At 69.0% G+C, this 21,889-nt stretch carries 21 protein-coding genes; 9 read left to right on the top strand and 12 right to left on the bottom strand.

Going from position 1 to position 21,889, the window contains the following annotated elements; translation table 11 throughout:
• The first annotated feature begins 2 nt into the window (after positions 1-2).
• Positions 3-1,295 (top strand): DUF58 domain-containing protein, encoded by a 1,293-nt coding sequence (locus HNO80_RS05520; protein WP_175321832.1) that lies wholly within the window; start codon positions 3-5, stop codon positions 1,293-1,295.
• Positions 1,296-1,311: 16 nt separating this feature from the next.
• Positions 1,312-2,022: a DUF4166 domain-containing protein gene (locus HNO80_RS05515; RefSeq protein WP_175321831.1), complete on the top strand. Its 711-nt coding sequence runs from the start codon at positions 1,312-1,314 to the stop codon at positions 2,020-2,022.
• A gap of 3 nt (positions 2,023-2,025) precedes the next feature.
• Here the strand turns inward: HNO80_RS05515 and HNO80_RS05510 are convergent, their stop codons facing one another.
• The 7 genes from HNO80_RS05510 to mnmA all read right to left on the bottom strand — a co-directional run bounded on the left by HNO80_RS05510 (position 2,026) and on the right by mnmA (position 10,709).
• Entirely contained in the window at positions 2,026-3,057 is a 1,032-nt protein-coding gene (locus HNO80_RS05510; protein WP_175321919.1) for a uroporphyrinogen decarboxylase/cobalamine-independent methonine synthase family protein, read from the bottom strand.
• An 8-nt stretch (positions 3,058-3,065) separates the two neighbouring features.
• Positions 3,066-3,488: a chorismate mutase gene (locus HNO80_RS05505; RefSeq protein ID WP_175321830.1), complete on the bottom strand. Its 423-nt coding sequence runs from the start codon at positions 3,486-3,488 to the stop codon at positions 3,066-3,068.
• 66 nt (positions 3,489-3,554) lie between these two features.
• Entirely contained in the window at positions 3,555-5,270 is a 1,716-nt protein-coding gene (locus tag HNO80_RS05500) for an ABC transporter ATP-binding protein (protein WP_175321829.1), read from the bottom strand.
• On the bottom strand, positions 5,267-6,298 hold the full coding sequence (locus HNO80_RS05495) for an ABC transporter permease (RefSeq protein WP_175321828.1): 1,032 nt from the start codon (positions 6,296-6,298) through the stop codon (positions 5,267-5,269). Before HNO80_RS05495 ends, HNO80_RS05500 begins: the two co-directional genes overlap by 4 nt.
• A gap of 1 nt (position 6,299) precedes the next feature.
• Positions 6,300-7,391 (bottom strand): ABC transporter permease, encoded by a 1,092-nt coding sequence (locus HNO80_RS05490; protein WP_175321827.1) that lies wholly within the window; start codon positions 7,389-7,391, stop codon positions 6,300-6,302.
• Between the two features lie 132 nt (positions 7,392-7,523).
• Positions 7,524-9,158, bottom strand: coding sequence for an ABC transporter substrate-binding protein (locus HNO80_RS05485; protein ID WP_175321826.1), 1,635 nt, complete (start codon positions 9,156-9,158; stop codon positions 7,524-7,526).
• A 426-nt stretch (positions 9,159-9,584) separates the two neighbouring features.
• Entirely contained in the window at positions 9,585-10,709 is a 1,125-nt protein-coding gene (gene mnmA / locus HNO80_RS05480) for a tRNA 2-thiouridine(34) synthase MnmA (RefSeq protein WP_175321825.1), read from the bottom strand.
• Between the two features lie 181 nt (positions 10,710-10,890).
• Here mnmA and HNO80_RS05475 point away from each other — a divergent pair, with 181 nt between their 5' ends.
• Positions 10,891-12,135, top strand: coding sequence for an NAD(P)/FAD-dependent oxidoreductase (locus HNO80_RS05475; protein WP_175321824.1), 1,245 nt, complete (start codon positions 10,891-10,893; stop codon positions 12,133-12,135).
• Here the strand turns inward: HNO80_RS05475 and HNO80_RS05470 are convergent.
• The gene (locus HNO80_RS05470; RefSeq protein ID WP_175321823.1) at positions 12,132-13,358 is read right to left on the bottom strand and encodes a cysteine desulfurase family protein; all 1,227 of its coding nucleotides are present in this window, start codon (positions 13,356-13,358) and stop codon (positions 12,132-12,134) included. The two genes, HNO80_RS05475 and HNO80_RS05470, sit on opposite strands and share 4 nt — an antisense overlap.
• A gap of 105 nt (positions 13,359-13,463) precedes the next feature.
• Here HNO80_RS05470 and HNO80_RS05465 point away from each other — a divergent pair, with 105 nt between their 5' ends.
• Entirely contained in the window at positions 13,464-14,339 is an 876-nt protein-coding gene (locus HNO80_RS05465; protein WP_175321822.1) for a DMT family transporter, read from the top strand.
• Here the strand turns inward: HNO80_RS05465 and HNO80_RS05460 are convergent.
• Complete coding sequence (locus HNO80_RS05460) at positions 14,326-15,024, bottom strand: helix-turn-helix domain-containing protein (RefSeq protein WP_175321821.1); 699 nt, start codon at positions 15,022-15,024, stop codon at positions 14,326-14,328. The two genes, HNO80_RS05465 and HNO80_RS05460, sit on opposite strands and share 14 nt — an antisense overlap.
• Positions 15,025-15,087: 63 nt before the next feature.
• On the opposite strand from HNO80_RS05460, the gene HNO80_RS05455 reads away from it, so the two are divergent.
• Positions 15,088-15,408, top strand: coding sequence for a hypothetical protein (locus tag HNO80_RS05455; protein WP_349627230.1), 321 nt, complete (start codon positions 15,088-15,090; stop codon positions 15,406-15,408).
• Between the two features lie 39 nt (positions 15,409-15,447).
• Here the strand turns inward: HNO80_RS05455 and HNO80_RS05450 are convergent, their stop codons facing one another.
• Positions 15,448-16,128: a hypothetical protein gene (locus tag HNO80_RS05450; RefSeq protein ID WP_175321820.1), complete on the bottom strand. Its 681-nt coding sequence runs from the start codon at positions 16,126-16,128 to the stop codon at positions 15,448-15,450.
• A 13-nt stretch (positions 16,129-16,141) separates the two neighbouring features.
• Positions 16,142-17,044 carry a diacylglycerol/lipid kinase family protein gene (locus tag HNO80_RS05445; protein WP_175321819.1) on the bottom strand — a complete coding sequence of 301 codons (903 nt, stop codon included), beginning with the start codon at positions 17,042-17,044 and terminating at the stop codon, positions 16,142-16,144.
• Positions 17,045-17,169: 125 nt separating this feature from the next.
• Here HNO80_RS05445 and HNO80_RS05440 point away from each other — a divergent pair, with 125 nt between their 5' ends.
• From HNO80_RS05440 to HNO80_RS05425, 4 genes are all read left to right on the top strand, one after another.
• Positions 17,170-18,141, top strand: coding sequence for a J domain-containing protein (locus HNO80_RS05440; RefSeq protein WP_175321818.1), 972 nt, complete (start codon positions 17,170-17,172; stop codon positions 18,139-18,141).
• Between the two features lie 27 nt (positions 18,142-18,168).
• Positions 18,169-18,636: a tRNA (cytidine(34)-2'-O)-methyltransferase gene (locus HNO80_RS05435; RefSeq protein ID WP_175321817.1), complete on the top strand. Its 468-nt coding sequence runs from the start codon at positions 18,169-18,171 to the stop codon at positions 18,634-18,636.
• 255 nt (positions 18,637-18,891) lie between these two features.
• Positions 18,892-19,497 (top strand): ECF RNA polymerase sigma factor SigK, encoded by a 606-nt coding sequence (gene sigK, locus HNO80_RS05430; protein WP_175321816.1) that lies wholly within the window; start codon positions 18,892-18,894, stop codon positions 19,495-19,497.
• Positions 19,498-19,507: 10 nt separating this feature from the next.
• Positions 19,508-20,380 (top strand): anti-sigma factor, encoded by an 873-nt coding sequence (locus HNO80_RS05425; RefSeq protein ID WP_175321815.1) that lies wholly within the window; start codon positions 19,508-19,510, stop codon positions 20,378-20,380.
• Between the two features lie 92 nt (positions 20,381-20,472).
• Here HNO80_RS05425 and HNO80_RS05420 read toward each other — a convergent pair whose 3' ends face one another.
• Positions 20,473-21,867: a GntT/GntP/DsdX family permease gene (locus tag HNO80_RS05420; RefSeq protein ID WP_175321918.1), complete on the bottom strand. Its 1,395-nt coding sequence runs from the start codon at positions 21,865-21,867 to the stop codon at positions 20,473-20,475.
• Positions 21,868-21,889 lie beyond the last annotated feature (22 nt).

The following is a 21,889-nucleotide window of genomic DNA, read 5'->3' as shown; positions in this document are numbered from 1 at the left end:
CCATGGCGATTTCCGGACGCTTCGTGCTGCTGGCACTGCTTGGCCTGGTCCCCGCCGTGCTCCTGCCCGGCTGGGAGTCCGCGGGGGTTGTTCTCCTCTTGCTGGCCGCCGCCGCGCTGCTCGACCTGGGCCTCGCGGTACCGCTGCGGCAGGTCTCGGTGCAGCGCGCCGATCCCGGCAGCGTCCCGCTCACGGGTTCGGCGGAGTCCGTCCTGACGGTGGCCAACGCCGGCCGCCGCACCCTGCACGGCCTGGTCCGGGACGCCTGGCAGCCCTCGGCTGGCGCGCAGAACCCGAGCCAGCGCCTGCTCGTACCGGCCGGTGAGCGCCGCCGGATGACCGTCACGCTGCAGCCCTCGCGGCGCGGCGAACTGGGCGCCGAGCATGTCACGGTCCGCGCCTTCGGCCCGCTGGGCCTTGCCGCGCGGCAACGCACCCTGCCCTGCCCCGGTTCCCTCCGGGTGCTCCCGCCGTTCCATGCGCGGCGGCACCTTCCGTCCAAGCTGCGCCAGCTGCGGGAGCTCGACGGCAAGGCGGCGGTCCAGATCCGGGGCGCCGGCACCGAATTCGACTCCCTGCGCGACTACGTCCGCGGCGACGACGTGCGCTCCATCGACTGGCGTGCCACGGCCCGCCGCTCCGCCGTCGTGGTCCGTACCTGGCGGCCGGAGCGCGACCGCCGCGTCGTCATCCTGCTGGACACTTCGCGCACGGCCGCAGCCCGGATCGCGGACGAGCCGCGGCTGGACACCGGCATCGAGGCGGCGCTGCTGCTGGCTGTCCTTGCCGAACGGGGCGGCGACAGGGTCGACTTCCTCGCCTTCGACCGCAGGCTCCGGGCGCGGGCCGGGTCGGCGGCCAAGGGGAACCTGCTGGGACAGCTGGTCCAGGCGATGGTCCCGCTCGACGCCGAACTCATCGAACTCGACTGGTCACAGATCCCGGCCCAGATCCGCTCGGTCTCCGCGCACCGGTCCCTGGTGGTGCTCCTCACCGCGCTCGACGGCGGCGCTCCCGAAGAGGGGCTGCTGCCGATGGCCGCCCTGCTAGCGCAGCAGCACGTGGTGGTGGTGGCCTCGGTCCGGGATCCCATGCTCGGCGAAATGCAGCAGGAGCGTTCGAGCGCCAGCGGGGTGTTCCGGGCCGCGGCGGCCGAGCGGGCCCTGCTGGAACGCGAGGCGGTCAGCGCACAGCTGCGCCAGGCCGGCGTTGAAGTGGTCGACGCCGAACCATCCTTGCTGCCGCCGGCGCTGGCGGACGCGTACATTCGATTGAAGGCCGCGGGACGGCTGTGACCCCAAGGAGGATGCCGTGACCAGCTACGAACCCATCTACCAGCTCGGCCTGGGACGTGAATTCTCCCGGCTGCAGCCGGAATTGCAGGAGTACTTCTCGCTCGCCCCGGGCTCCGGGCACTACGGGGTGGGCGAGGGCGTCTTCGACGTCGTCGGCTGCCGGCAGCGCTGGCTGCGGCCGCTGCTGCGGCTCGCGACCGGTGAACAGGCGTTCTTCCCGGAATACGGCGAGGGCATCAGGTTCCGGATCGAGAACCACGCCCACCTGGACCCGTTCGGGCGCTCCAGCCTGACCGCGCGCCGGGAAATCTTCTTCCCGCAGACCACCCGGATCTTCCACGACACCACCAGCCTGGACTCCTCCGGGGGCACCCCGCGGCTGGTTGATTACGTCGGCCGCTACCGCCGGCTGGTCACCGACCTCAACCTGAGCGTCACTCCGGAAGGCAGGCTGCGCGGCGTCTCCGAGGCCTCCCGGCTGTTCCTGGGGCCGCTGCGGATCCCGCTGCCGGACGCCTTGGATGCCAAGGCCTATGCCGAGCAGTGGTGGGAGCCGGACGAGGGCCGGCACCGGATCCAGGTCAAGGTGATCCAGCCGCAGATCGGCCTGGTGCTGGTGTACGCGGGGCACTTCGACTACCGGCTTGAGCCTTACCCGGCGGATGCCCTGGCGCCGGGCTACCTTCCGGGAAGGGCCCGGCCCGAGCGCTGGGAAAGCCGCGTCTAGGTCCTAGCCGAGTGCCAGCTGGTTGAGGCCGTCAGCCAGCTGCGTCAGCCGGGTCAGCACCGCCGTCGCGGACGACGGCGTGTGTCCGGCGAGGCCTGCGGAGGGCGTCACCCGCACGGTGCCCAGCGCCGTGGCCGGGAGCCCGAGCTGGCGCCACGGGCGCCAGAGCGTTTCGACGGCCTGGGGCACGCGCGGCAGCGCCGCGGCAGCCTCGTCGACCGGCAGCGCCCCAGCCCAAAAGCGTTTCCCGGACTCCACGGCTGCCGCGATTTGTTCCCATTGGCGGGAGGTCAGGGCACGGAGCGGCACCGCGATCCCGTCCGCTCCGGCGGCGAGGATCCGGTCGAAGGGTGCCTCGACTTCAGGCACGGAGACCACGACTTCGGCGGCGCCGGCGGCCCTCAGGGCATCGATGACGAGGCGCCAGGACTCCGTGATTTCAGAACCCGCAACCGCGCGCAGGGTGCGGTAGCCGCTGGAGGTGGGGATGGTGCCGCCCATCACGGCGGCGATATCCGGTTCGTCGAGCTGCACCACCAGGCCGGCTCCGGGCGCGGCGGCGGCGACCTTGCGCAGGTAGGGGCCCACACCGGCAGCCAGCGAGGCAGCGAGGTCCCGCCGTGCGCCATGGTCAAGGAGGGCCCGCTCCCCGTTGTGCAGGTGCAGTCCGGCGGCGAGGCTGAGCGGGCCGCGCAGTTGGATCTTGAGTTCCGCGGCCGGTGTGTCCTCGGCCCCGACGACGTCGGCGAGGACGTTGATGTCGGTGGAGAGCGCCGAACGGGCCCGCATGAGGTCCTTGCCGGGGCGGTCAACGAGCCGCCAGCCGTAGGGCTGGACGTCGACGGCGAGGCCCTCCAGCAGCGACGCCGTCCGGCCCAGCGCGTCGGAACCGACGCCCCGGTCCGGGAGTTCGGCGAGGAAGGGAAGGTGCGGACTGCCGAGCTCGCCGCGGATGATGCGGGCAGCCTCGACCGGGTCCTCCCCCGGCCACGGCCCAAGCGCGGTGGCCGTGACCTGGCCGGGAAAATCTGGCACGGACACGGCTACGCCTCGGCGGAAACGCCGGGGTCCGCAGCAGCCGTGGTCCGGTGCGCGGCGGCCTCATGGTCCTCGGCGATGGCCTCATGGTGCCGGATCACCTCGCCGATGATGAAGTTCAGGAATTTCTCCGCGAACGCCGGGTCGAGGTGGGCTTCGGCGGCGAGACGGCGCAGGCGCGCGATCTGTGCCGTCTCCCGGCCGGGATCCCCCGCGGGAAGCTTGTGCGCGGCCTTGAGGAAGCCGACCTTCTGCGTCGCCTTGAAGCGCTCGGCCAGGAGGAAGACCAGGGTGGCATCGATGTTGTCGATGCTGGAGCGGATGGAGAGCAGTTCCGCCATCACCGCGGGATCCACGTGCCCGGCCAGCGAGCTGGCCGTGGGGTCATAGGAATCGGCGTCAGGGAGGTTCTGGTTCTGCTCGGTCATTGGTCCAGTCTAGGGGCTGGCACGGAAATCCCGCCGGGTGTTAAGCGGGGCAAGCGCGGCCGGCTGCTAGGCTCCGAGCACCGCGCGGAACGCCTCACGGCGCCGGGCCTGCTCGTCCGGATCCGGGACCGGCAGCGACGCGATGAGCTTCTTGGTGTAGTCGTGCTGCGGGTGCCCCATGACCTGGTTTCCAAGGCCCTGCTCCACCATCTTGCCCTTGTACAGGACACCGACCCAGTGCGAGAGGATGTCCACCACGGCGAGGTCATGGCTGATGAAGAGGCAGGCGAAACCGAATTCGGCCTGGATCTCCTTGAACAGCTCCAACACTTTCGCCTGCACCGAAACATCCAGTGCCGACGTCGGCTCATCGGCGATCAGCAGTTTCGGGTTCAGGATCAGTGCCCGCGCCAGCGAGGCGCGCTGGCGCTGGCCGCCGGAGAGCTCGTGCGGGTACCGGTCCGCGTAAGCCGCCGGCAGCTGCACCGATTCGAGCAGCTCACGGGTCCGCTGGCGTGCCTGCGCCGGCGTCGGCTTGGTGTGGATGATGAGCGGCTCCGCGATGCAGTCACCAATGGTGAGCTGCGGGTTGAACGACGCCGCCGGGTCCTGGAACACGAAGCCGATCTGCTTGCGCAGCGGTTTGAAGGTGCGCTCCTTGAGATTGAGCATCTCGTAATCCAGCACCTTCAGGCTGCCGCCCGTGGTCCTGTTCAGGCCCGCGATGGCGCGGCCGATCGTCGTCTTGCCGGAACCCGACTCGCCGACGAGGCCGAAGACCTCTCCCTCGGACAGGGTGAAATTCACGCCGTCCACGGCCTTGAACGCCGGGCTGCCCAGCCGGCCGGGGTACTCGATGGTGAGGTTCTTGGCCTCGACCAGCACCTTGCCGCCCTGGTGGGCGCGTTCGGTCATGCCCTCCGAGGCGGAGTTCCGGCCCAGGTGCGGGACGGCGGCCAGCAGCTTCTTCGTGTAGTCCTGCTTCGGTTCCGCAAAGAGCACCCGAGCGCTGGCCTCCTCGACGACGTCGCCCTGGTACATCACGACGACGCGGTCGGCGAGGTCGGCCACGACGCCCATGTTGTGCGTGATCAGCACGATCGAGGTGCCGTACTGGTCGCGCAGCTCGCGCAGGAGTTCCAGGATTTCCGCCTGCACGGTGACGTCCAGCGCGGTGGTCGGCTCGTCAGCGACGATGAGCCCCGGGTTGAGCGCCAGCGCGGCGGCGATGACGACGCGCTGCTTCTGGCCGCCGGAGAACTGGTGCGGGTAATAGTTGACCCGGGTTTCCGGATCCGGGATGCCCACCTTGCGCAGGGCATCGATGGCGCGTGCCTTGGCCTCCTTGGCGCTGACCCGGGCCGCTCCCCCGTGCCCGGCATGGGCGCGGATGCCCTCGGCGATCTGCCAGCCGACGGTGAAGACCGGATTGAGCGCCGTGGAGGGCTCCTGGAACACCATGGCCACGTCGCGGCCACGGATTTCCCGCAGCTTCGAGGCGCTGACGCTGATCACGTTGTTGCCGTTGATCAGCACGGCGCCGGAGCTGATCGCCGTCTCCGGCAGCAACCCCAGGATGGTCTTGGCGGTGACGGTCTTGCCGGAGCCGGACTCGCCCACGATGGCGACGACTTCGCCGGGGTTGACCTCGAGGCTGACATCCTTCACGGCATAGACGTCCCCCGCGTCCGTGGCGAAGGTGACCCTGAGGTGGTCGATGTCCAGCACGGGCCCGGCGCCGCGGGCGTGCTGGTCTGAAACGGAACCGATATTGGTGCTCATGAACTGCTCACTTCTGCTGAGTGCGCTGCCTGGGCGGCGGAGCTGGATCCGGCAGTGCCGGGTCCGGATTTGCCGGAGGCAGCCTTCTTGCGGCCGCGCAGGCGCGGGTCGTTGAGGTCGTTGATGCTTTCGCCGACCAGGGTCAGCCCCACCACGGTGAGGACAATGGCCAGGCCCGGGAAGACACCGGTCCACCAGATCCCGGAGGTGGTGTCCGCCAGCGCCTTGTTGAGGTCGAAGCCCCATTCGGCGGCCGAGGTCGGTTCGATGCCGAAGCCGAGGAAGCCCAGGCCCGCGAGGGTGAGGATGGCTTCGGAGGCGTTCAGCGTGAAGATCAGCGGCAGGGTGCGGGTGGCGTTCTTGTAGATGTGGCGGGTCATGATCCTGATGTTGGACGCGCCCACCACCTTGGCCGATTCGACGAAGGGTTCGGCCTTGAGCCGGATGGTTTCGGCGCGGATGACGCGGAAGTACTGCGGGATGAAGACCACGGTGATCGAGATCGCCGCGGCCAGGATGCCGCCCCACAGGCTGGAACGTCCGCCGCTGATCACGATCGCCATGACGATGGCGACTAGCAGGGACGGGAACGCGTACACGGCGTCGGCGATGACCACGAGGATCCGGTCCAGCCAGCCGCCAATGTAGCCGCTGACCAGGCCGAGGATGACGCCGATGAAGATCGACATGATGACGGCCACGATGATGACCATGACGGCGGTCTGCGCGCCCCAGACGACCCGGGAGAACACGTCGTAGCCGCCCACGGTGGTGCCGAGCAGGTGCTTGCCGCCGGGTGCCTGCTGGGCGGTGAAGCTGCCGTCGGCGTCGGAGATCTGGGAGAAGCCGAACGGTGCGATCAGCGGTGCGAAGATGGCCGTCAGCAGGAACAGCGAGGTCAGGATCAGCCCGGTGACGAGCATGCCCCGCTGCAGGCCGACGCTCTTGTTGAAGTGGGAGACGACCGGCAGGCGCCGGTACCAGGGGTCCCGGCGGCTTTCAGCGGCAATGGTTGGTTCGATGCTCATGTCAGTACCTCACGCGGGGGTCGATCAGCGCGGCGACGATGTCCACGATGAAGTTGGTCACGGCCACGATCACGGCGAGCAGCACCACGATGCCCTGCACGGCCACGAAGTCGCGGGCCGTCAGGTAGGTCGCCAGCTGGAAGCCGAGGCCTTTCCATTCAAAGGTGGTCTCGGTCAGCACGGCGCCGCCGAGCATGACCGCGATCTGCAGGCCCATCACGGTGATGATCGGGATCAGCGCCGGCTTGTAGGCGTGCTTGGTGACCAGGCGGAATTCGCTGACGCCGCGGGAGCGTCCGGCCTCCACGTAGTCCTTGCCGAGGGTGCCGATCACGTTGGTGCGGACCAGCCGCAGGAAGATGCCGGCGGTCAGCAGCCCGAGGGCCACGGCGGGCAGCACGGCATGGGCGGTGACATCACCGAGCGCGGCCATGTTGCCGCTGCGGACCGAGTCGAGCCAGTAGATGCCGGTGGGCGCCTGCAGTGCGGTGAGGGCCAGTTCGGTGGAGGTCTTGGCCCGGCCGGCAACCGGGAGCCAGCCCAGCCAGACCGAGAAGGTCAGCTTCAGCAGCATGCCGGCGAAGAAGACGGGCGTGGCGTAGCAGAGAATCGCGAAGATCCGCAGGACGGCGTCGGCCGCCTTGTCGCGGCGGTGCGCGGCGATCATGCCCAGCGGGATGCCCACGACCAGGGCCACGAGCAGCGCGTTGATGGACAGTTCCAGCGTCGCCGAACCGTAGGTGGTCAGCATCTCGGAGACCTGGCGGTTGTCCGAGAGCGTGGTGCCGAAGTTGCCGGTGATGAGCTGTCCGAGGTACTCGAAGTACTGCACGAAGATGGGCCGGTCGTAGCCGGCCGCGTGGATGCGCTCCGCCAGTTGTTCCGGCGGGAGCCGGCCGCCGAGGGCGGCCGTGATCGGGTCGCCCGTGATCCGCATCAGGAAGAACACGAGCGTGACCAGGATGAAGATGGTCGGGAAGATCAGCAGGAACCTGATCAGGATGTACTGGCCCAGTCCCCCACCGGACGCCTTTTTCTTTGTGGGCAATAGGCCGTCGGCGTCGCTGGGCGGCGCCTCAATAAGTGTTGTCATTGGTACCTAAATTTGTGCTTCCGTCGGCTTCGTGGGCTTCCGGAATCGGTTGTCCTGCTATCAGCAAGAAAGGCGGGACGCCGCGCAGGCGCCCCGCCTCCTTGGCTGGTCAGGACCGGATGGGGATTGGACCTACTTGGAAATCACACCAAGACGGGTCTTGAAGGACGCGTCGAGGGTCTTTTCGACACCCTGGACGTCCTTGCCGGCGACCATGAGCTGGGCGCCCTGCAACAGCGGCAGCGTGGAGAGGTCCTTGGCGACGGCCGTCTGGGCGTCACCGAGCACCTTTTCGCGCTCGGCCTTGTCAACGGTGGTGAGCTGCTTCTTGATCAGCGCCGTGACGGAGGCGTTCTCGTAGTGGTTCTTGAGGAAGTTGCCCGGGATGAAGAACGGGGTCAGGTAGTTGTCGGCGTCGGAGTAGTCCGGGAACCAGCCGAGCTGGTAGACCGGGTAGACATCCTTGGTGCGGTCCTTGGAGTAGGTGACCCACTCGGTGGACTGCAGGTCGACCTTGAACAGGCCCGACTTCTCCAGCTGTTCCTTGATCATGGCGTACTCGTCGCCGGAGGACTTGCCGTAGTGGTCCGGGTTGTACTGCAGCTTCAGCGTGACCGGGGCGGTGACGCCGGCGTCACTGAAGGCTTTCTTGGCCTTTTCGACGCTGGGCTTGCCGTTGCCGTCGCCGTACATTTCCTTGAGCGGCTTGATGGCGCCGGCGAAACCGTCGGGGACGACGGAGTACGCGGGGAGGTAGGTGCCCTTGTAGACCTGGCTGGCGATCGCGTCGCGGTCGACGACGTCGGCCATCGCCTGGCGGACGGCGAGTGCCTTGGCCGGGTCGGCGTCGGCAGCCTTGGCGCCGAACGGCATGGTGTCGAAGTTGAAGACGATGTAGCGCAGTTCGCCACCGGGGCCCTTGTGCACCTTTACCTTGGAGTCCTTCTCAAGGTCGGCCGCGTCGGTCGCGGTCAGGCTGCGGCCGGCGACGTCGATGTTGCCCTGCTGGACATCGAGCTTGAGGTTATTGGAGTCCGCGTAGTACTTGATCGTGGCGCTGTCGTTCGCCGGCTTGCCGAGCAGACCCTTGTAGTCCGGGTTGGCCTTGAGGCTCACGAGCTCGTTCTTCTTGTAGCTTTCGATCGTGTACTGGCCGGCGAAGGGCTTGCCCTTGACGATGTCCTCGTCGCTCATCAGCTTGTCCGGGGAAAAGACCTCTTCGTCGACGATCGGGCCGGCGTTCGCGGCAAGCACGCCCGGGAAGACCTGGTCGTTGCCTTCCTTGAGCTTGAAGACCACGGTGGAGTCGTCTTTGACTTCCACCGAGGCGAGGTTGCCCAGCAGGGAGGCCGGGCCGTTGTCATCGTTGATCTTGATGACGCGGTCGATCGAGAACTTCACGTCCGAGGACGTCAGTGCGTGCCCGTTGGCGAACTTGAGGCCGGACTTGAGCTTGACGGTGTATTCCGTGGGGCTCGTGAAGGAGGCGGACTCGGCGATGTCCGGGCTGGAGTCAGCCGTTCCGGGCTTCGAGTTCATCAGGAACGGGTAGATCTGGTTCATCACCATGAACGAGCCGGCGTCGTAGGAGCCGGCCGGGTCGAGGGTGACCACCTTATCCGTGGTGCCGTACGTAATGCTGCCTCCGCCTGCGGCGCTGCCGGAGGACGTTCCGCCGCCGGTAGGGCCGGTGCAGGCCGTCAGTGCAAAGGCGGAAACCCCGGCAAGCGCGATGGCGCTTTGCAGGGCCTTTTTGTTCATTGCCATCTGTGAACTTTCTGTTCGATGAGTACTAGTGCGCAGCCCGAAGTAGCTTGACTCGTTGGGCAGCACCTGTCCTGATTCCTAGATTCAACCAGAAGACCACGGGCGAATCGCTGCATCTTGTGAGTTGAGACACAAAATTTACACGAACAGGCGGAACTTATCGCATTCTTCGGGATATCGCCCGGATCTTCGGCACCCCGGACATTGCGCCGACCGCCGTCGGACATGCCCGCCGCCCGGGCCGGGGACTGGACATAACCCAGAAGTGCCCATTCGTGGCCGCGAAGAATGGACATGCCCCGCGCCCGGGAGAGGGTTAACGGCAGGAGCGCCACAAGCCAATGGCGTGCGGCGCTCCTGGAACCGGCGGACCGGCCTGGCGGCGGACCCGCCCGGCGGCGGGAAGACGCGGCGTGTGGAGGGCGGTTAGAGGGCGGCGCGCTGCAGCGAGCGCGCGGCGTCGATGGTGGCCTGGCCCAGGACCCGGCTGCCCTGGTAAAGGACCACGGTCTGGCCGGGGGCGACGCCGCGGAGCGGCTCCACCAGCGTGACCACCAGGTCCCCGGAGCCGCCCGCGTGTTCCATCCGGGCGGTTGCCGGCACCGGGTCCCCGTGGGCGCGGACCTGGGCGTAGCAGTCGAACTGCTCGCCCGTGGCGATCTCGGCGATCGGCAGCCCCGCCCAGGACACCTTGATGCCCCGGATCTCGTCGATCGCCAGCAGGGCCTCGGGGCCCACAACCACCTTGTTCTCCTTGGGCCGGATCTCCAGCACAAAGCGCGGCTTGCCGTCGGCGGCCGGGGTGCCCAGCTTCAGCCCGCGGCGCTGGCCGACGGTGAAGGCGTTGGCGCCCGGGTGCTCGCCGACCTTGGCACCGGATTCGTCCACGATGTCGCCGGTGGTCATCTCGATCTTCTCCGCCAGCCAGCCGGCGGTGTCGCCGTCGGGGATGAAGCAGATGTCGTGGCTGTCGGGCTTGTTGGCCACGGAAAGCCCGCGGCGTTCGGCCTCGGCGCGGACCTCGGCCTTGGAGGGGGTGTCCGCGAGCGGGAACATCGAGTGCCGGAGCTGTTCGTGCGTGAGGACGCCGAGCACGTAGCTCTGGTCCTTTGCCCAGTCTGCGGCGCGGTGCAGTTCGGGGTTGCCCTCGGCGTCCGTGATCACCTTGGCGTAGTGGCCGGTGCAGACGGCGTCGAAACCCAGCGCGATCGCCTTCTCCAGCAGCGCGGCGAACTTGATCCGCTCGTTGCAGCGCATGCACGGGTTGGGCGTGCGGCCGGCGGCGTATTCGTCGATGAAGTCCTGGACGACGTCTTCCTTGAAACGCTCGGAGAAGTCCCACACGTAATACGGGATGCCGAGCACGTCGCACGCCCGCCAGGCGTCGCGCGAGTCCTCGATGGTGCAGCAGCCACGGCTGCCGGTGCGCAGCGTTCCGGGCATGCGTGAGAGCGCGAGGTGGACCCCGACGACGTCGTGGCCGGCCTCGACGGCGCGGGCTGCGGCAACGGCTGAATCGACGCCGCCGCTCATGGCTGCAAGAACTCGCATGCTGGCTTTCTCTAGGAATCGGGAGGTTCGCGGGCAGAGGAATAACACAGCGCCCGCCTACCGATTCTATCGCCACGCCGATTCCTGCCCCAAAAAGGCTTGACGGCAGCCTGCCGCGCTTCTAAAGTCGGCATTAACAGTTTTAGAAAAACGCCGGCGAAACCCAGACGGGACGCGCGAGATGGCTGTCGAGAACATCGTGATTGTGGGCGGCGGCCTGGCGGGCGCCACCGCAGCCAAGACCCTGCGGGCGGAGGGCTTCGAGGGCCCGGTCACGCTGCTCGCCGAGGAGGCGCAGGCCCCCTACCTGCGGCCGCCGCTGTCCAAGGAGTACCTTCTGGGCAAGGACGGCGAGGACGCCCTCCCGGTGGCACCGGCCGGCTGGTACGGAGAGAACGACGTCGACCTCCGGCTGGGCGTTCCGGTCACCGGGCTGGACACCGCGGCCCGCACGGTGTCCCTCGGGGACGGCGGCCGGCTCCCCTATTCCGCGCTCCTGCTGGCCACGGGGGCACGTCCGCGCTCGATTCCACTGCCCGGCAGCAGCCTCGACGGCGTCATGACGTTCCGGACGCTCGACGACAGCCGCCGGCTCCGGGATGCCCTCTCCGGTGGCGGCCGGAACGTGGTGATGGTCGGCTCGGGCTGGATCGGAATGGAGCTTGCGGCCGCTGCGAACTCGTACGGCAACTCCGTCACCCTGCTGGGCCTCGAGCAGGTGCCGTTGGCCGCGGCGATCGGCCCCGAACTGGGAGCCTTCTTCCGCTCGCTGCATGAGTCGCGGGGCGTGCGGTTCCGGCTGCCGGCGTCGGCTGCAGCGATCACGGGCGTGGACGGCCGGGTCACCGGCGTCCGCACCGACGCCGGCGAAGTCCTGGCCGCGGACCTGGTTGTCATCGCGGTCGGCGTTGTCCCCGAGACATCGCTCGCCGCAGCCGCCGGCATCGACCTGGACAACGGGATCCTCACGGACGCCTCGCTGCAGACCTCGGCTCCGGGAGTCTTTGCCGCCGGCGACGTCGCCAACGCCCTGCATCCGTTCACCGGCGGGCACCACCGCAGCGAACACTGGTCCAACGCGCTCAACGGCGGGAAGGTCGCCGGCCGGGCAATGCTCGGACGGGAAGCCGTACTGGACAGCATTCCTTACTTCTATACGGACCAGTACGACGTCAGCATGGAGTACTCCGGCTTCCCAAGCCTGGTCGAGGGCCCTCCCGTGCTCCGGGGTTCACTGGAGCGGCAGGAATTCCTCGCCTTCTGGCAGCGTGACGGCCGCGTGGTCGCAGGCATGAACGTCAACTGGCCGCGCTCCGACAAGCCGCAAAAAGCCATCAAGGCACTCATTACCGCACGCGCCGCCGTCAGCGCGGACTCCCTGGCGGATCCGGACGTCCCGCTGGAGCAGCTACTGCCCGGGGACTAGCCGTTGGCGGATTGGCGGGCGACGGTTCCCGCGGTCTGGATGCTGGACTCGTGTCCGGCCATGCCGGCCTGGCGGGCGCGGGTGTACGCCGCAGGCAGGGCCGCCAGCAGCGCGTCGACGTCGGCGTCGGTAGAGGAGTGGCCGAGGGTGAAGCGCTGGGCGCCCCGGGCGGTGTCCTCATCCAGGCCCATGGCGAGCAGCACATGGGAGGGCCGTGGCACGCCGGCGGTGCAGGCGGAGCCGGTGGAGGATTCCACCCCGGCGAGATCCAGCAGGAACAGCAGCGAGTCGCCCTCGCAGCCGGGGAAGGTGAAATGCGCGTTGCCCGGCAGTCGGCCGGCCCCGGGGGCTCCGCGCAGCACGGCCTCCGGAACGGCGGCGCGGACGCCGTCGATCAGCCGGTCCCGGAGCGCGGAGATCCGTGCCGACTCGGCGGCCAGATTTCCGGTGGCCGCCTCCGCCGCTGCGGCGAAGGCTGCGATTGAAGCGGTGTCCAGGGTGCCGGAGCGCACGTCGCGTTCCTGTCCCCCGCCGTGCTGGACCGGGGTCAGCTTAACGGCGCGGCCCAGCAGCAGGGCGCCGACGCCCACGGGACCGCCGATTTTGTGGCCGGAGATGGACATGGCGTCCAGGCCGGACCCGCGGAAATCAACCGGCACGGAGCCGAACGCCTGCACGGCGTCGGAATGCACCGGCACGCCGGCGGCGTGCGCCAGCCGCACGACCTCCGCGACCGGTTGGACGCTGCCTACCTCGTTGTTGGCCCACATGACGGTGACCAGGGCGATCGAGGCGGGATCGTCGGCCAGCTCGGCTTCCAGCGCGGCCAGGTCCAGCACGCCGTCGGCGTCCACGGGCAGCCAGCGGACGTCGGCTCCTTCGTGCCGTTCGAGCCATTCGACGGTGTCCAGCACCGCGTGGTGTTCGACGGCGGAGCAGAGAATGCGGGTTCGCCGCGGATCCTCGGCCCGGCGGGCCCAATAGAGTCCCTTCACGGCAAGGTTGTCGGCTTCCGTGCCGCCGGAGGTGAAGATAATCTCCGAAGGATGCGCCCCGGCTGCCGCGGCCAGGGCCTCGCGGGCATCCTCGACGGCCCGGCGGGCGCGGCGGCCGGACCCGTGCAGCGAGGACGGGTTGCCGGTGCGGGCCAGCTCACGCGTCAGCGCGGCCAGCGCCTCCGCGGCGAGCGGCGTGGTGGCAGCGTGGTCTAGGTATACGGGCACAGGCCAATTCTACCGTGGCGGCTTGCTCGGCACCGCGGGACGGCCCGGCCGGAAGACGCCGGAGGGCGACGCCGGACGGCGCCGGCACTGGTGTACATTCAAGCGGTGAAAGCGTCCCTGTACCTCGTCCTGGCCACCCTGTTCTGGTCCGGAAATTTCGTCGTCGGCCAGGCCGCGGTCGCCTCGATGACGCCCCTGGACCTGACCTTCTGGCGCTGGACGCTGGCCGCACTGCCGCTGCTGGCTCTGGCCCACTTCGTGGAAAAGCCGGACTGGCGCGCGGTCCTGCGCCGCTGGCCCGTGCTGCTGCTGCTGAGCGCGCTGGGGATGAGCGGCTACACCTTGCTGCTCTACGGTGCGCTGGGCTACACCTCCGCGATGAACGCCTCGCTGATCACGGCGGCGAACCCGGCCCTGATTGTGGTGATGGCAATTTTCCTGCTCGGCGAGAGGACCACCAGACTCGGCTGGCTGGGCATCGGGCTGGGGCTGCTGGGCGTGCTGCTGGTACTCACCCGCGGCGAACTGCAGCGGGTATTCAGCCTCTCGATCAACACCGGGGAGCTCCTGATGATCGGCGCCATCGTGGTCTGGGGCAGCTATACGATCATCGCCCGCCGGCTGGACATTCCCGCCATCGCCGCCACCGCGGTGCAGGTCGCCATGGCGACCGTGACGCTGGCCCCCTTTGCCCTGGCCATGCACGTGCGGCTGCCGGAGACCCCGGCCGAAGGCTGGTCGCTGGCCTACATAGCGGTCTTCCCCTCACTGGGCGCCTACCTGTTCTGGAACCTGGCCTTGAAGACCACCCCGCCGGGGACCGCCGGGAACTATCTGAACCTGATGGTGGTTTTCACCGCCATCATCACGGTCGCGCTTGGCACGCCGCTGACCCTCGTCCAGGTAGCAGGCGGCATCATGGTGGTAGCCGGCGTCCTGCTGACCGGGATCAAGGGCCAGGCGAAGCTCAGAGCGGCCTGATCCGGGCGCAGCACTGGGCCGGGGCAGCCGAGCCCTCCCCCCGGAGTTCCTCGATGTCGAGCGCTTCCACCCTGGCCGGATCCACCCCGCAGCCTGCCGCGGCCCCGCCCAGGAACGCGCCGTTCATGGCGCAGACCACCTCCGCATGGCCCTGGGCTACCCGGTGGAACGGGCAGTTGAGCAGCACGAGCCCGCCGGCACCGTCGTCCGCCGGCCGGTACCCCTCGGCGGCAAGCAGCTCGGCGAAGTCGGCCGCGCCGGCGGCTTCCCCCGCGGCCAGGCCCCGCGCCCGGGCGGCCTGCAGCAGCGCGGCCCGGGCCGATCCGCCGTCGGCCGCGGATTGTTCAATGGCCGTCACCAGGAGTTCGGCGGCCAGATCGTAGTTGCGTTCCGGGACCGATGCCGAGACCTCCTGGACGGCCGCGCGGTACAGCTTGGCCGGCCGGCCGGAGCCAGGCCCCTCTTTGCCGCCGAGTTTCCGGAACTCCACCGCCAGCAGGCCGTCGTGGACCAGCCGGTCCAGGTGGAACGACGCCGTGCTCCGTGCCAGCCCGAGGGCACCGGCCGCGTCGTCGCGGCCCACCGCCTGCTCCGCCGCGGCGACGAAGTCAAAGAGCCGCCGGCGGTTTCCATCCCCCAGGGACGCGACGGCGGCAATCCTGCGGCTCCACGGCAAACGGTTCATGGCCTCAGCTTAACTCTAAAAACAAGATCCATTGCTTAACCCCGCCTGCGCACGGTCTTTACGGTGGCGCCGATCATTTTCGGCGTGGACAAGTTCACCAACCTGCTGACCGACTGGACGATGTATCTCGCCCCGGTGGCCACCTCAGTCATCCCGTTGCCGGCGCACAGCTTCATGTACATCGTCGGCGTCGTCGAAATCATCGCCGGCCTCGCCGTGGCGGTCCGGCCGCGCTTCGGATCCCTGCTGGTCGCCGTGTGGCTGCTCGGCATCATCGTCAACCTGCTGGTCCTGGGCAGCTACTTCGACGTGGCACTGCGCGATTTCGGCCTGCTGGTCGGGGCCCTGGCGCTGAACAGGCTCTCGCCCGCAAAGATCCGCTAGCCCGCCCGCCGCCGCCGTCGGCCCGCCCGCTTCGGCGGGTCAGGACGACGGCGGCAGCACGGCCAGCCGGGCGGCGACGTCGGCACGCGCGGCCGCGAGCGCCGCGGCGTCCGGGCAGGAGACGGAGACGTAGACGGATGAGCCGGCCTTGGCAAAGAGCCGGGCGTAGCTGGCGGTCGCCCGGGTCCCGGCCTTCTTGCCGCCCTCGAGCACCAGCACCTCGAGCCGCGGGCCCGGTTTGTCCGGCTCGCCGCCCCAGCGCAGGGCTGCCGTCTTGAGGTAGGACGGCAGGATGCTCGGGTCCAGGTAGTGGAAGAGGGCCTCCGTGGACGCCTTGTCGTCGCCGGCGACGACGAGCGGCCACTGGTTCACCCGGACCCTGGCGGAGACCAGGCAGCCGTCGGCCTTCCGGTACTCGCTGGCTCCTGCCACGTCCTGTTTGCCGGGCTTCCAGCCGGGGGCGTCGCTCAGCCCGTCGGAGAGTCGGACCGGCACACCGGCAGCGAGGCGGTCCCCCGCGCTGAAAGGCAGGCTGCGCGCAGCGACCGCTTCGGCGTCGTACCCCGGCGTCACGGTCGGGGTGGCGAGGGTGGCAGCGCTGCTCACCGGCTTGGCCGCCGAGGGATCCGGAACCCCCACACTGCAGCCTGCCAGCAGGGCCAGCAGGGGCAGCAGCGCCAGCAGTGCGCCGCCGAACCGTGCCGTGCCGTGGCCCGCCATGCCCGTCCCCTGCCTACGCCAGGACCCGGAGCGCGCCGGGCACAACGTCGATGGTCAGCGGCAGCGGTCCGACCCGCTCGCCGTCCGCGTACGCGACGACGCCGTCGGCCTCAAGGTCAACCCGCCGGACCCGGCGGATCTCCACGGCCGGGTGGCCCACGTGCTTGCCGGAAAAAACCTTGGGGAACACCGCCAGGAAAGCGGCGCGAGACAACGGCCGGACGATGAACAGGTCCAGGTACCCGTCCTCGAGCACGGCGTCGGGCACGACTTTCATGCCGCCGCCGATCGACTGTCCGTTGGCCACCGAGATCAGCATGGCTCCCTGCTGCCAGCGTTCGCCGTCGGCCGTCACGGTGTACTCGATGGCGCGGAAGGTGGCCAGTTCGCGCAGCATGGCCAGGTTGTACCGGGCCTGGCCGCGCGGCCGGCGCCACGCGTTGGCGCGCTCGTTGACCGCGGCGTCAAAGCCAGCGGAGACCACCCCGGCAAACCAGTGAGTCCGGCCGCCGGAGCTCACCCGGCCGGCGTCGATCAGGCGCCCGCCCGACGGCAGGGCAGCCAGCACGCGTGCGGCGGCCGCCGGGATGTCGTGCCGCGGCAGGCCGAGCGCGCGCGCCATGTCGTTTCCGGTTCCGCTCGGAATGATGCCCAGCGGTGTCCCGCCGAACGGGGCACCCGACCCGGCGAGCGCGTTGACAGCCAGGTGGACCATGCCGTCGCCGCCCACCACGACCAGCGCGTCCACCCCGTCGGCGAGCACCTTGTCCACGGCCTGGGACAGCTGCTGGTAGCTGTCCTCGCACAGCAGCTGAACCTGGACCCCGGCCGCACGGAGGCACTCGGCCGCTTCCCGGCCGGCATGCTGACCGCGGCCAAAGGAGGCGCGCGGGTTGACGGCGAGGGCAATCTTCATGCGCTGAATTATGCCAGCCGCCGGGAACCATCCACGGCTGCACGCTCGTTATTCCCCCAGCCGGTTAAACTGTCCACGCCGGAGGTCCAGGCCGGACCGGCTCCACTGACGCAAAGGAATCGTGCTTGACGCAGGGCAACAGCTCGCATTACCAGGTCCTCAGGATCCCTGTCACGGCGACGGACAAGGACATCAAGGTGGCCTACCGTAAGGCTGCCCGCACGGCCCACCCCGACCACGGGGGCGACGCCGCCACGTTCCGCCGGGTGACCCTGGCCTATGAGACCCTCATCGATGCCAAGCGCCGTGCCGATTACGACCGTTCCTACGGCAGCGGGACCGCCTTCTCCAGCCGCACGGCCCCGGCCGAGGAGGGGGCGCACTTCGACGCCCCGGCCGCCGGCAGCCGGGCTTCCGCGCATGTCCGCCGTCCGAACACGCCGCGCAACACCGCCGCGGATGCTCCGGTCTACGTTCCCTCCTTCGAAGAGGTGGCGGCGGCCGGTGAGGTGCCGCTGATCCCGGCGTCGGTGGCCCGGCAGCAGGTCCACGGCATGCCGCGCCGGCGGGGCATTTTCGGCGCCGAGGCGCGCATCCAGCGCGAAATGCGGACGGTGCAGCTGATCACCCGGCAGATCCTGCCGGCCATCCCGGCCGCCCGGCTGATCAACGGCCTGCAGTCCCCCGCGGACAACAGCCACATCGACCACGTGCTGGTCTCCGGCTACCGGCTGGCCATCATCGGTTCCATGCTCCTGCCGCCGGGAGCCTACGCCTGGAACGGCAGCACCCTGAACCACGGCGGACGGTCCATCGCCCCGCCGCAGCTGGCCCATGTGGTGCGCCGGATGCAGGACATCTTCCCGGAGCTGAACGTCACCGGCTGGACCGTCGTCCATAGCACCGACGGCAACCTGCACGAACCGGTGATTGACCGGCACGGCCGCTCCCGAGACCGCGCCGACAGCCACGAGCTCGTGCAGGTGGTCAATGCCGCCGGGCTGGCCCGCGGGCTCAAGCAGTTCCTCAGTTCCGGGCCCGCCCCGAACACGGTAAACGTGCCGGTGCTGGCCCGGCTGCTGCGCGGAATGCACTAGCGGCCGGCCGCTCGCTAGGATGGGAGCGTGTTCCGCATCCTCTTCCACAGCCCCGAAATCCCCGGCAATACCGGCAACGCCATCCGGCTGGCCGCCATCACGGGGGCCGAACTCCACCTCGTGGAGCCGCTGGGCTTTGACTTCTCCGACGCCAAGCTCCGCCGCGCCGGCCTGGACTATCACGACCTCGCCGTCGTCACCGTCCACCCGGACATCGACGCGGCGTGGGACGCACTGCAGCCCGAGCGGGTCTTCGCCTTCACGTCCGACGGCGAAACCTCCTACACAGAGATCAACTACCGGCCCGGCGATGTGCTGATGTTCGGCCGGGAATCCGTGGGCCTTTCCGAGGAACTCAAGCACGACCCGCATGTGACCTCCCGTGTCCGGCTGCCAATGCTGCCGGCGCTGCGTTCGCTGAACCTGGCCAACGCGGCGTCGATTGCCGTCTACGAGGCCTGGCGCCAGCAGGGCTTCGCGGGCGCCAAGCTGTAGCACCGGGGCGTCCGGCGCTGGATCCGGAACGGACCGCTGACGCAAATTTTCCTGAAATCCGGCCCATCCGATTTACCTGCCGCGCCGAATCCTTTGTGAGAGACCATCCAGGCGAGAGTCGAAGGGAGCGAGGAGCGGCAGGTGACAATGATGCAGGCGGATAGACGCCCGGCCCCTTGGGCTGCGGGCAACCACGGCACGGTCGAAGCCCGTTCTGGCCCCGGACCGGCAGCTGGCACCTTATGCTTGAGGGTGATGGAAACTCCGAATGCCCCGAACCCCGAGGCCGCCGCTCCCCCCAGTACCTCAGCCGACGTTAACCGCCGGCTGGGAGCCCTGCTCGGACAGATCGCCAACGGGGACCAGGCCGCCTTCGCCGAGTTCTATCAGCTGACGTCGCGCCGCGTTTTCGGCATGGCGCGCCGGGTCCTGATTGACACGGAGCTGAGCGAGGACACCACGCAGGAAGTCTTCCTCCAGGTCTGGCAGAACGCCGCGAAGTTCAACGCCGACGCCGGCAGCCCGCTCGCGTGGTTGATGACCATTTCCCACCGCCGGGCCGTGGACAAGGTCCGGTCCTCGCAGTCGTCCACCGACCGTGAGGCCAAGTACGGCGCGAGCAGCCAGGAGATCGACCACGACTCCGTGTCCGATGAGGTCGGCAGCAAGCTCGAGGCCGAAGCGGTGGTCCGGTGCCTGGAGACACTGACGGATACGCAGCAGGAATCCGTCCGGCTCGCCTACTACGGCGGGCTCACCTACCGGGAAGTTGCCGAGAGGCTCAACGCGGCCGTTCCCACCATTAAGTCCCGCATCCGCGACGGACTGATCCGACTGAAGACCTGTTTGGGGGTGAGTTGAGATGAATGACATGAATCCACAGAACAGCGGCCGCACGCCCGGCAGCTTTTCCGCCGACATCGCCAGCGACCTCAGCTCCGGCCGCGCCGTCGACCTCGCCGAGGTCTACGCGCTGCATGCCCTTGACGACGCCGAACGCACCGCCGTCGACCGCTACCTCATGGAGGCCCCGCCGGCGGAACGGGCCGAGTTCGAGGAGCGTGTCCGGCAGGCCCGCGAGACGTTGACGATGAGCTTTAGCGCGGAGGAGGAGCCGCCGGCCGGACTCTTCGACCGCATTGTCGCGGCCCTGCCGGCGCAGGCAGCTGAGCCGGGTGCAGAGGCACGGCCGGGCCCTGCCGCTCCTCCGGTGGTGGCCCGTCCGGTCCGCGAACACCCCGGGCTTCCGGTCACCGACGAACTCAGTGCCGCCCGCCAGCGCCGGGAGGAACGACGGCGGCCCCAGGGCATGCGCAACTGGCTGATCGGCGTCGCCGCGGCTGCCGCCATCGCCGTAGGCGGGGTCGGGGTGGGCGCGTATGTCGCCAACCAGAACGACCCGCTGAACCAAGTACTCCAGGCCGGCGACGTGCGCAAGGCGACGATCGACGTGATCGGCGGCGGCACGGCCTCGCTGACGCTCTCGTCCTCGAAGGACGCCGCGGTTGTGAAGATGAACGGCGTTCCCGCTCCGCCGACGGGCAAGGTCTACCAGATGTGGCTGATCCCGAAGGACGGCTCGGCTCCGGTCTCCAAGGGCCTGATGGACGCGGAGGCGCTGTCCAAGCCTGCCGTCGTCACGGGCATCGGTTCCGCCGCTGCCTTGGGCATCACGGTGGAGCCGGCGGGCGGCTCTAAGACGCCCACCATGCCGACCGTGGCCTCCGCCCCGCTGGGCGCCTAGTAGCCGGCAACGACGAACTATCTGACAACGACAAAGCCGCGCAGGACCCGATCGCTCGGGGCCTGCGCGGCTCTTGTTGTTGTGCCGGCCCGCTAAATGACCAGCGAGAGCAGCATCACGAAGGCAAAGCCCACCACGGATATCAGCGTCTCCATCACGGACCAGGTCTTGAACGTCTGGCCGACGCTGAGGCCGAAGAGTTCCTTCACCAGCCAGAACCCGGCGTCGTTGACGTGCGAGAGGAAGAGCGAGCCGGCGCCGATCGCGAGGGCCAGCAGGGCGGCGTGGGTCGGGGACAGCGAACTGGCCAGCGGTGCCACGATGCCTGCCGCGGTCACGGTAGCCACCGTCGCGGAGCCGGTGGCCAGGCGCAGCGCCACGGCCACGAGGAAGCCGAGGACCAGCACGGACATGTTGGCGCCCTCGGCCCATTTCTTGACGGCGTCGCCGACGCCGGCGCCGATCAAGGTCTGCTTGAAGCCGCCGCCGGCGCCCACGATCAGCAGGATCGCGGCAATCGGGCCGAGGCTCGCGCCGATCTTGGTGGTGATCTTGTTGCCGGTGAAGCCGACGGCGTAGCCGAAGGTGCCGATGGCGAGCAGGACCGCCAGGGTCATCGCCACGAGCGGCTGGCCCACGAAATCGAAGAAGACCCGGATCCAGGGCGCCGTGGCGGGGTCGGGCCAGATGATGTCCACGACGGCCTTGAGCAGCATCAGGACCACCGGGAAGATGATGGTCATCAGCGTCACCGGGAAGCTGGGCTGGCGCTTGACGCCTTCGAGGTCGGCGCCGTGCTCGGTGTCGATGCCGCCCGCTACGGCGGGGGCGCCCACCGGCACCCATTTGGCGGCGAGCCGGGAGAACAACGGCCCGCAGATGATGACTGTGGGGATGGCGACCAGGAGTCCGAGTGCGAGCGTGGTGCCCAGTTCGGCCTTGACGGCGCTGATCGCGATCAGCGGACCCGGGTGCGGCGGCACGAGGCCGTGCAGCACCGACAATCCGGCCAGCGCCGGGATGGCGATGCGCATCAGCGGCATTTTGGAGCGCTGGGTGACCAGGACAATCACCGGCAGCAGCAGCACGAGGCCGATTTCGAAGAACATCGGCAGGCCGATGATCACCGCGACGAGCGTGATGGACCAGACCACCCGGTTACCGCCCGCCTTGGCGAGCAGCGTGTCCACCACGCGGTTGGCTCCCCCGGAGTCCGCCAGGAGCTTGCCCAGCATGGCGCCGAGGGCGATCAGCAGGCCGACCTCTTTCAGGACGCCGCCCACGCCGTCCTCGAAGTTGCTGATGATCTTGGGCAGTTCCACGCCCGAGGCCAGTCCAACAAAGGCCGAGCCGAGCACGAGGGCGAGGAAGGGGTGGAGCTTGAACTTGGCGATCAGCACCACGATCAGTGCGATGCCGAGGCCGGCGACCACCAGGAGCTGGGTGTCGTGGCCGGTCCAGGCCTCGAGGGCAGCGGGAAGCTGCATTGCTGCAAGAGAATTCAAAACG

This window comes from Arthrobacter sp. C9C5, from assembly GCF_013359735.1.
GTDB lineage: Bacteria > Actinomycetota > Actinomycetes > Actinomycetales > Micrococcaceae > Arthrobacter.
Note: the sequence above shows the minus strand (reverse complement) of the source record. Positions and strands in the feature narration are given on the sequence as shown.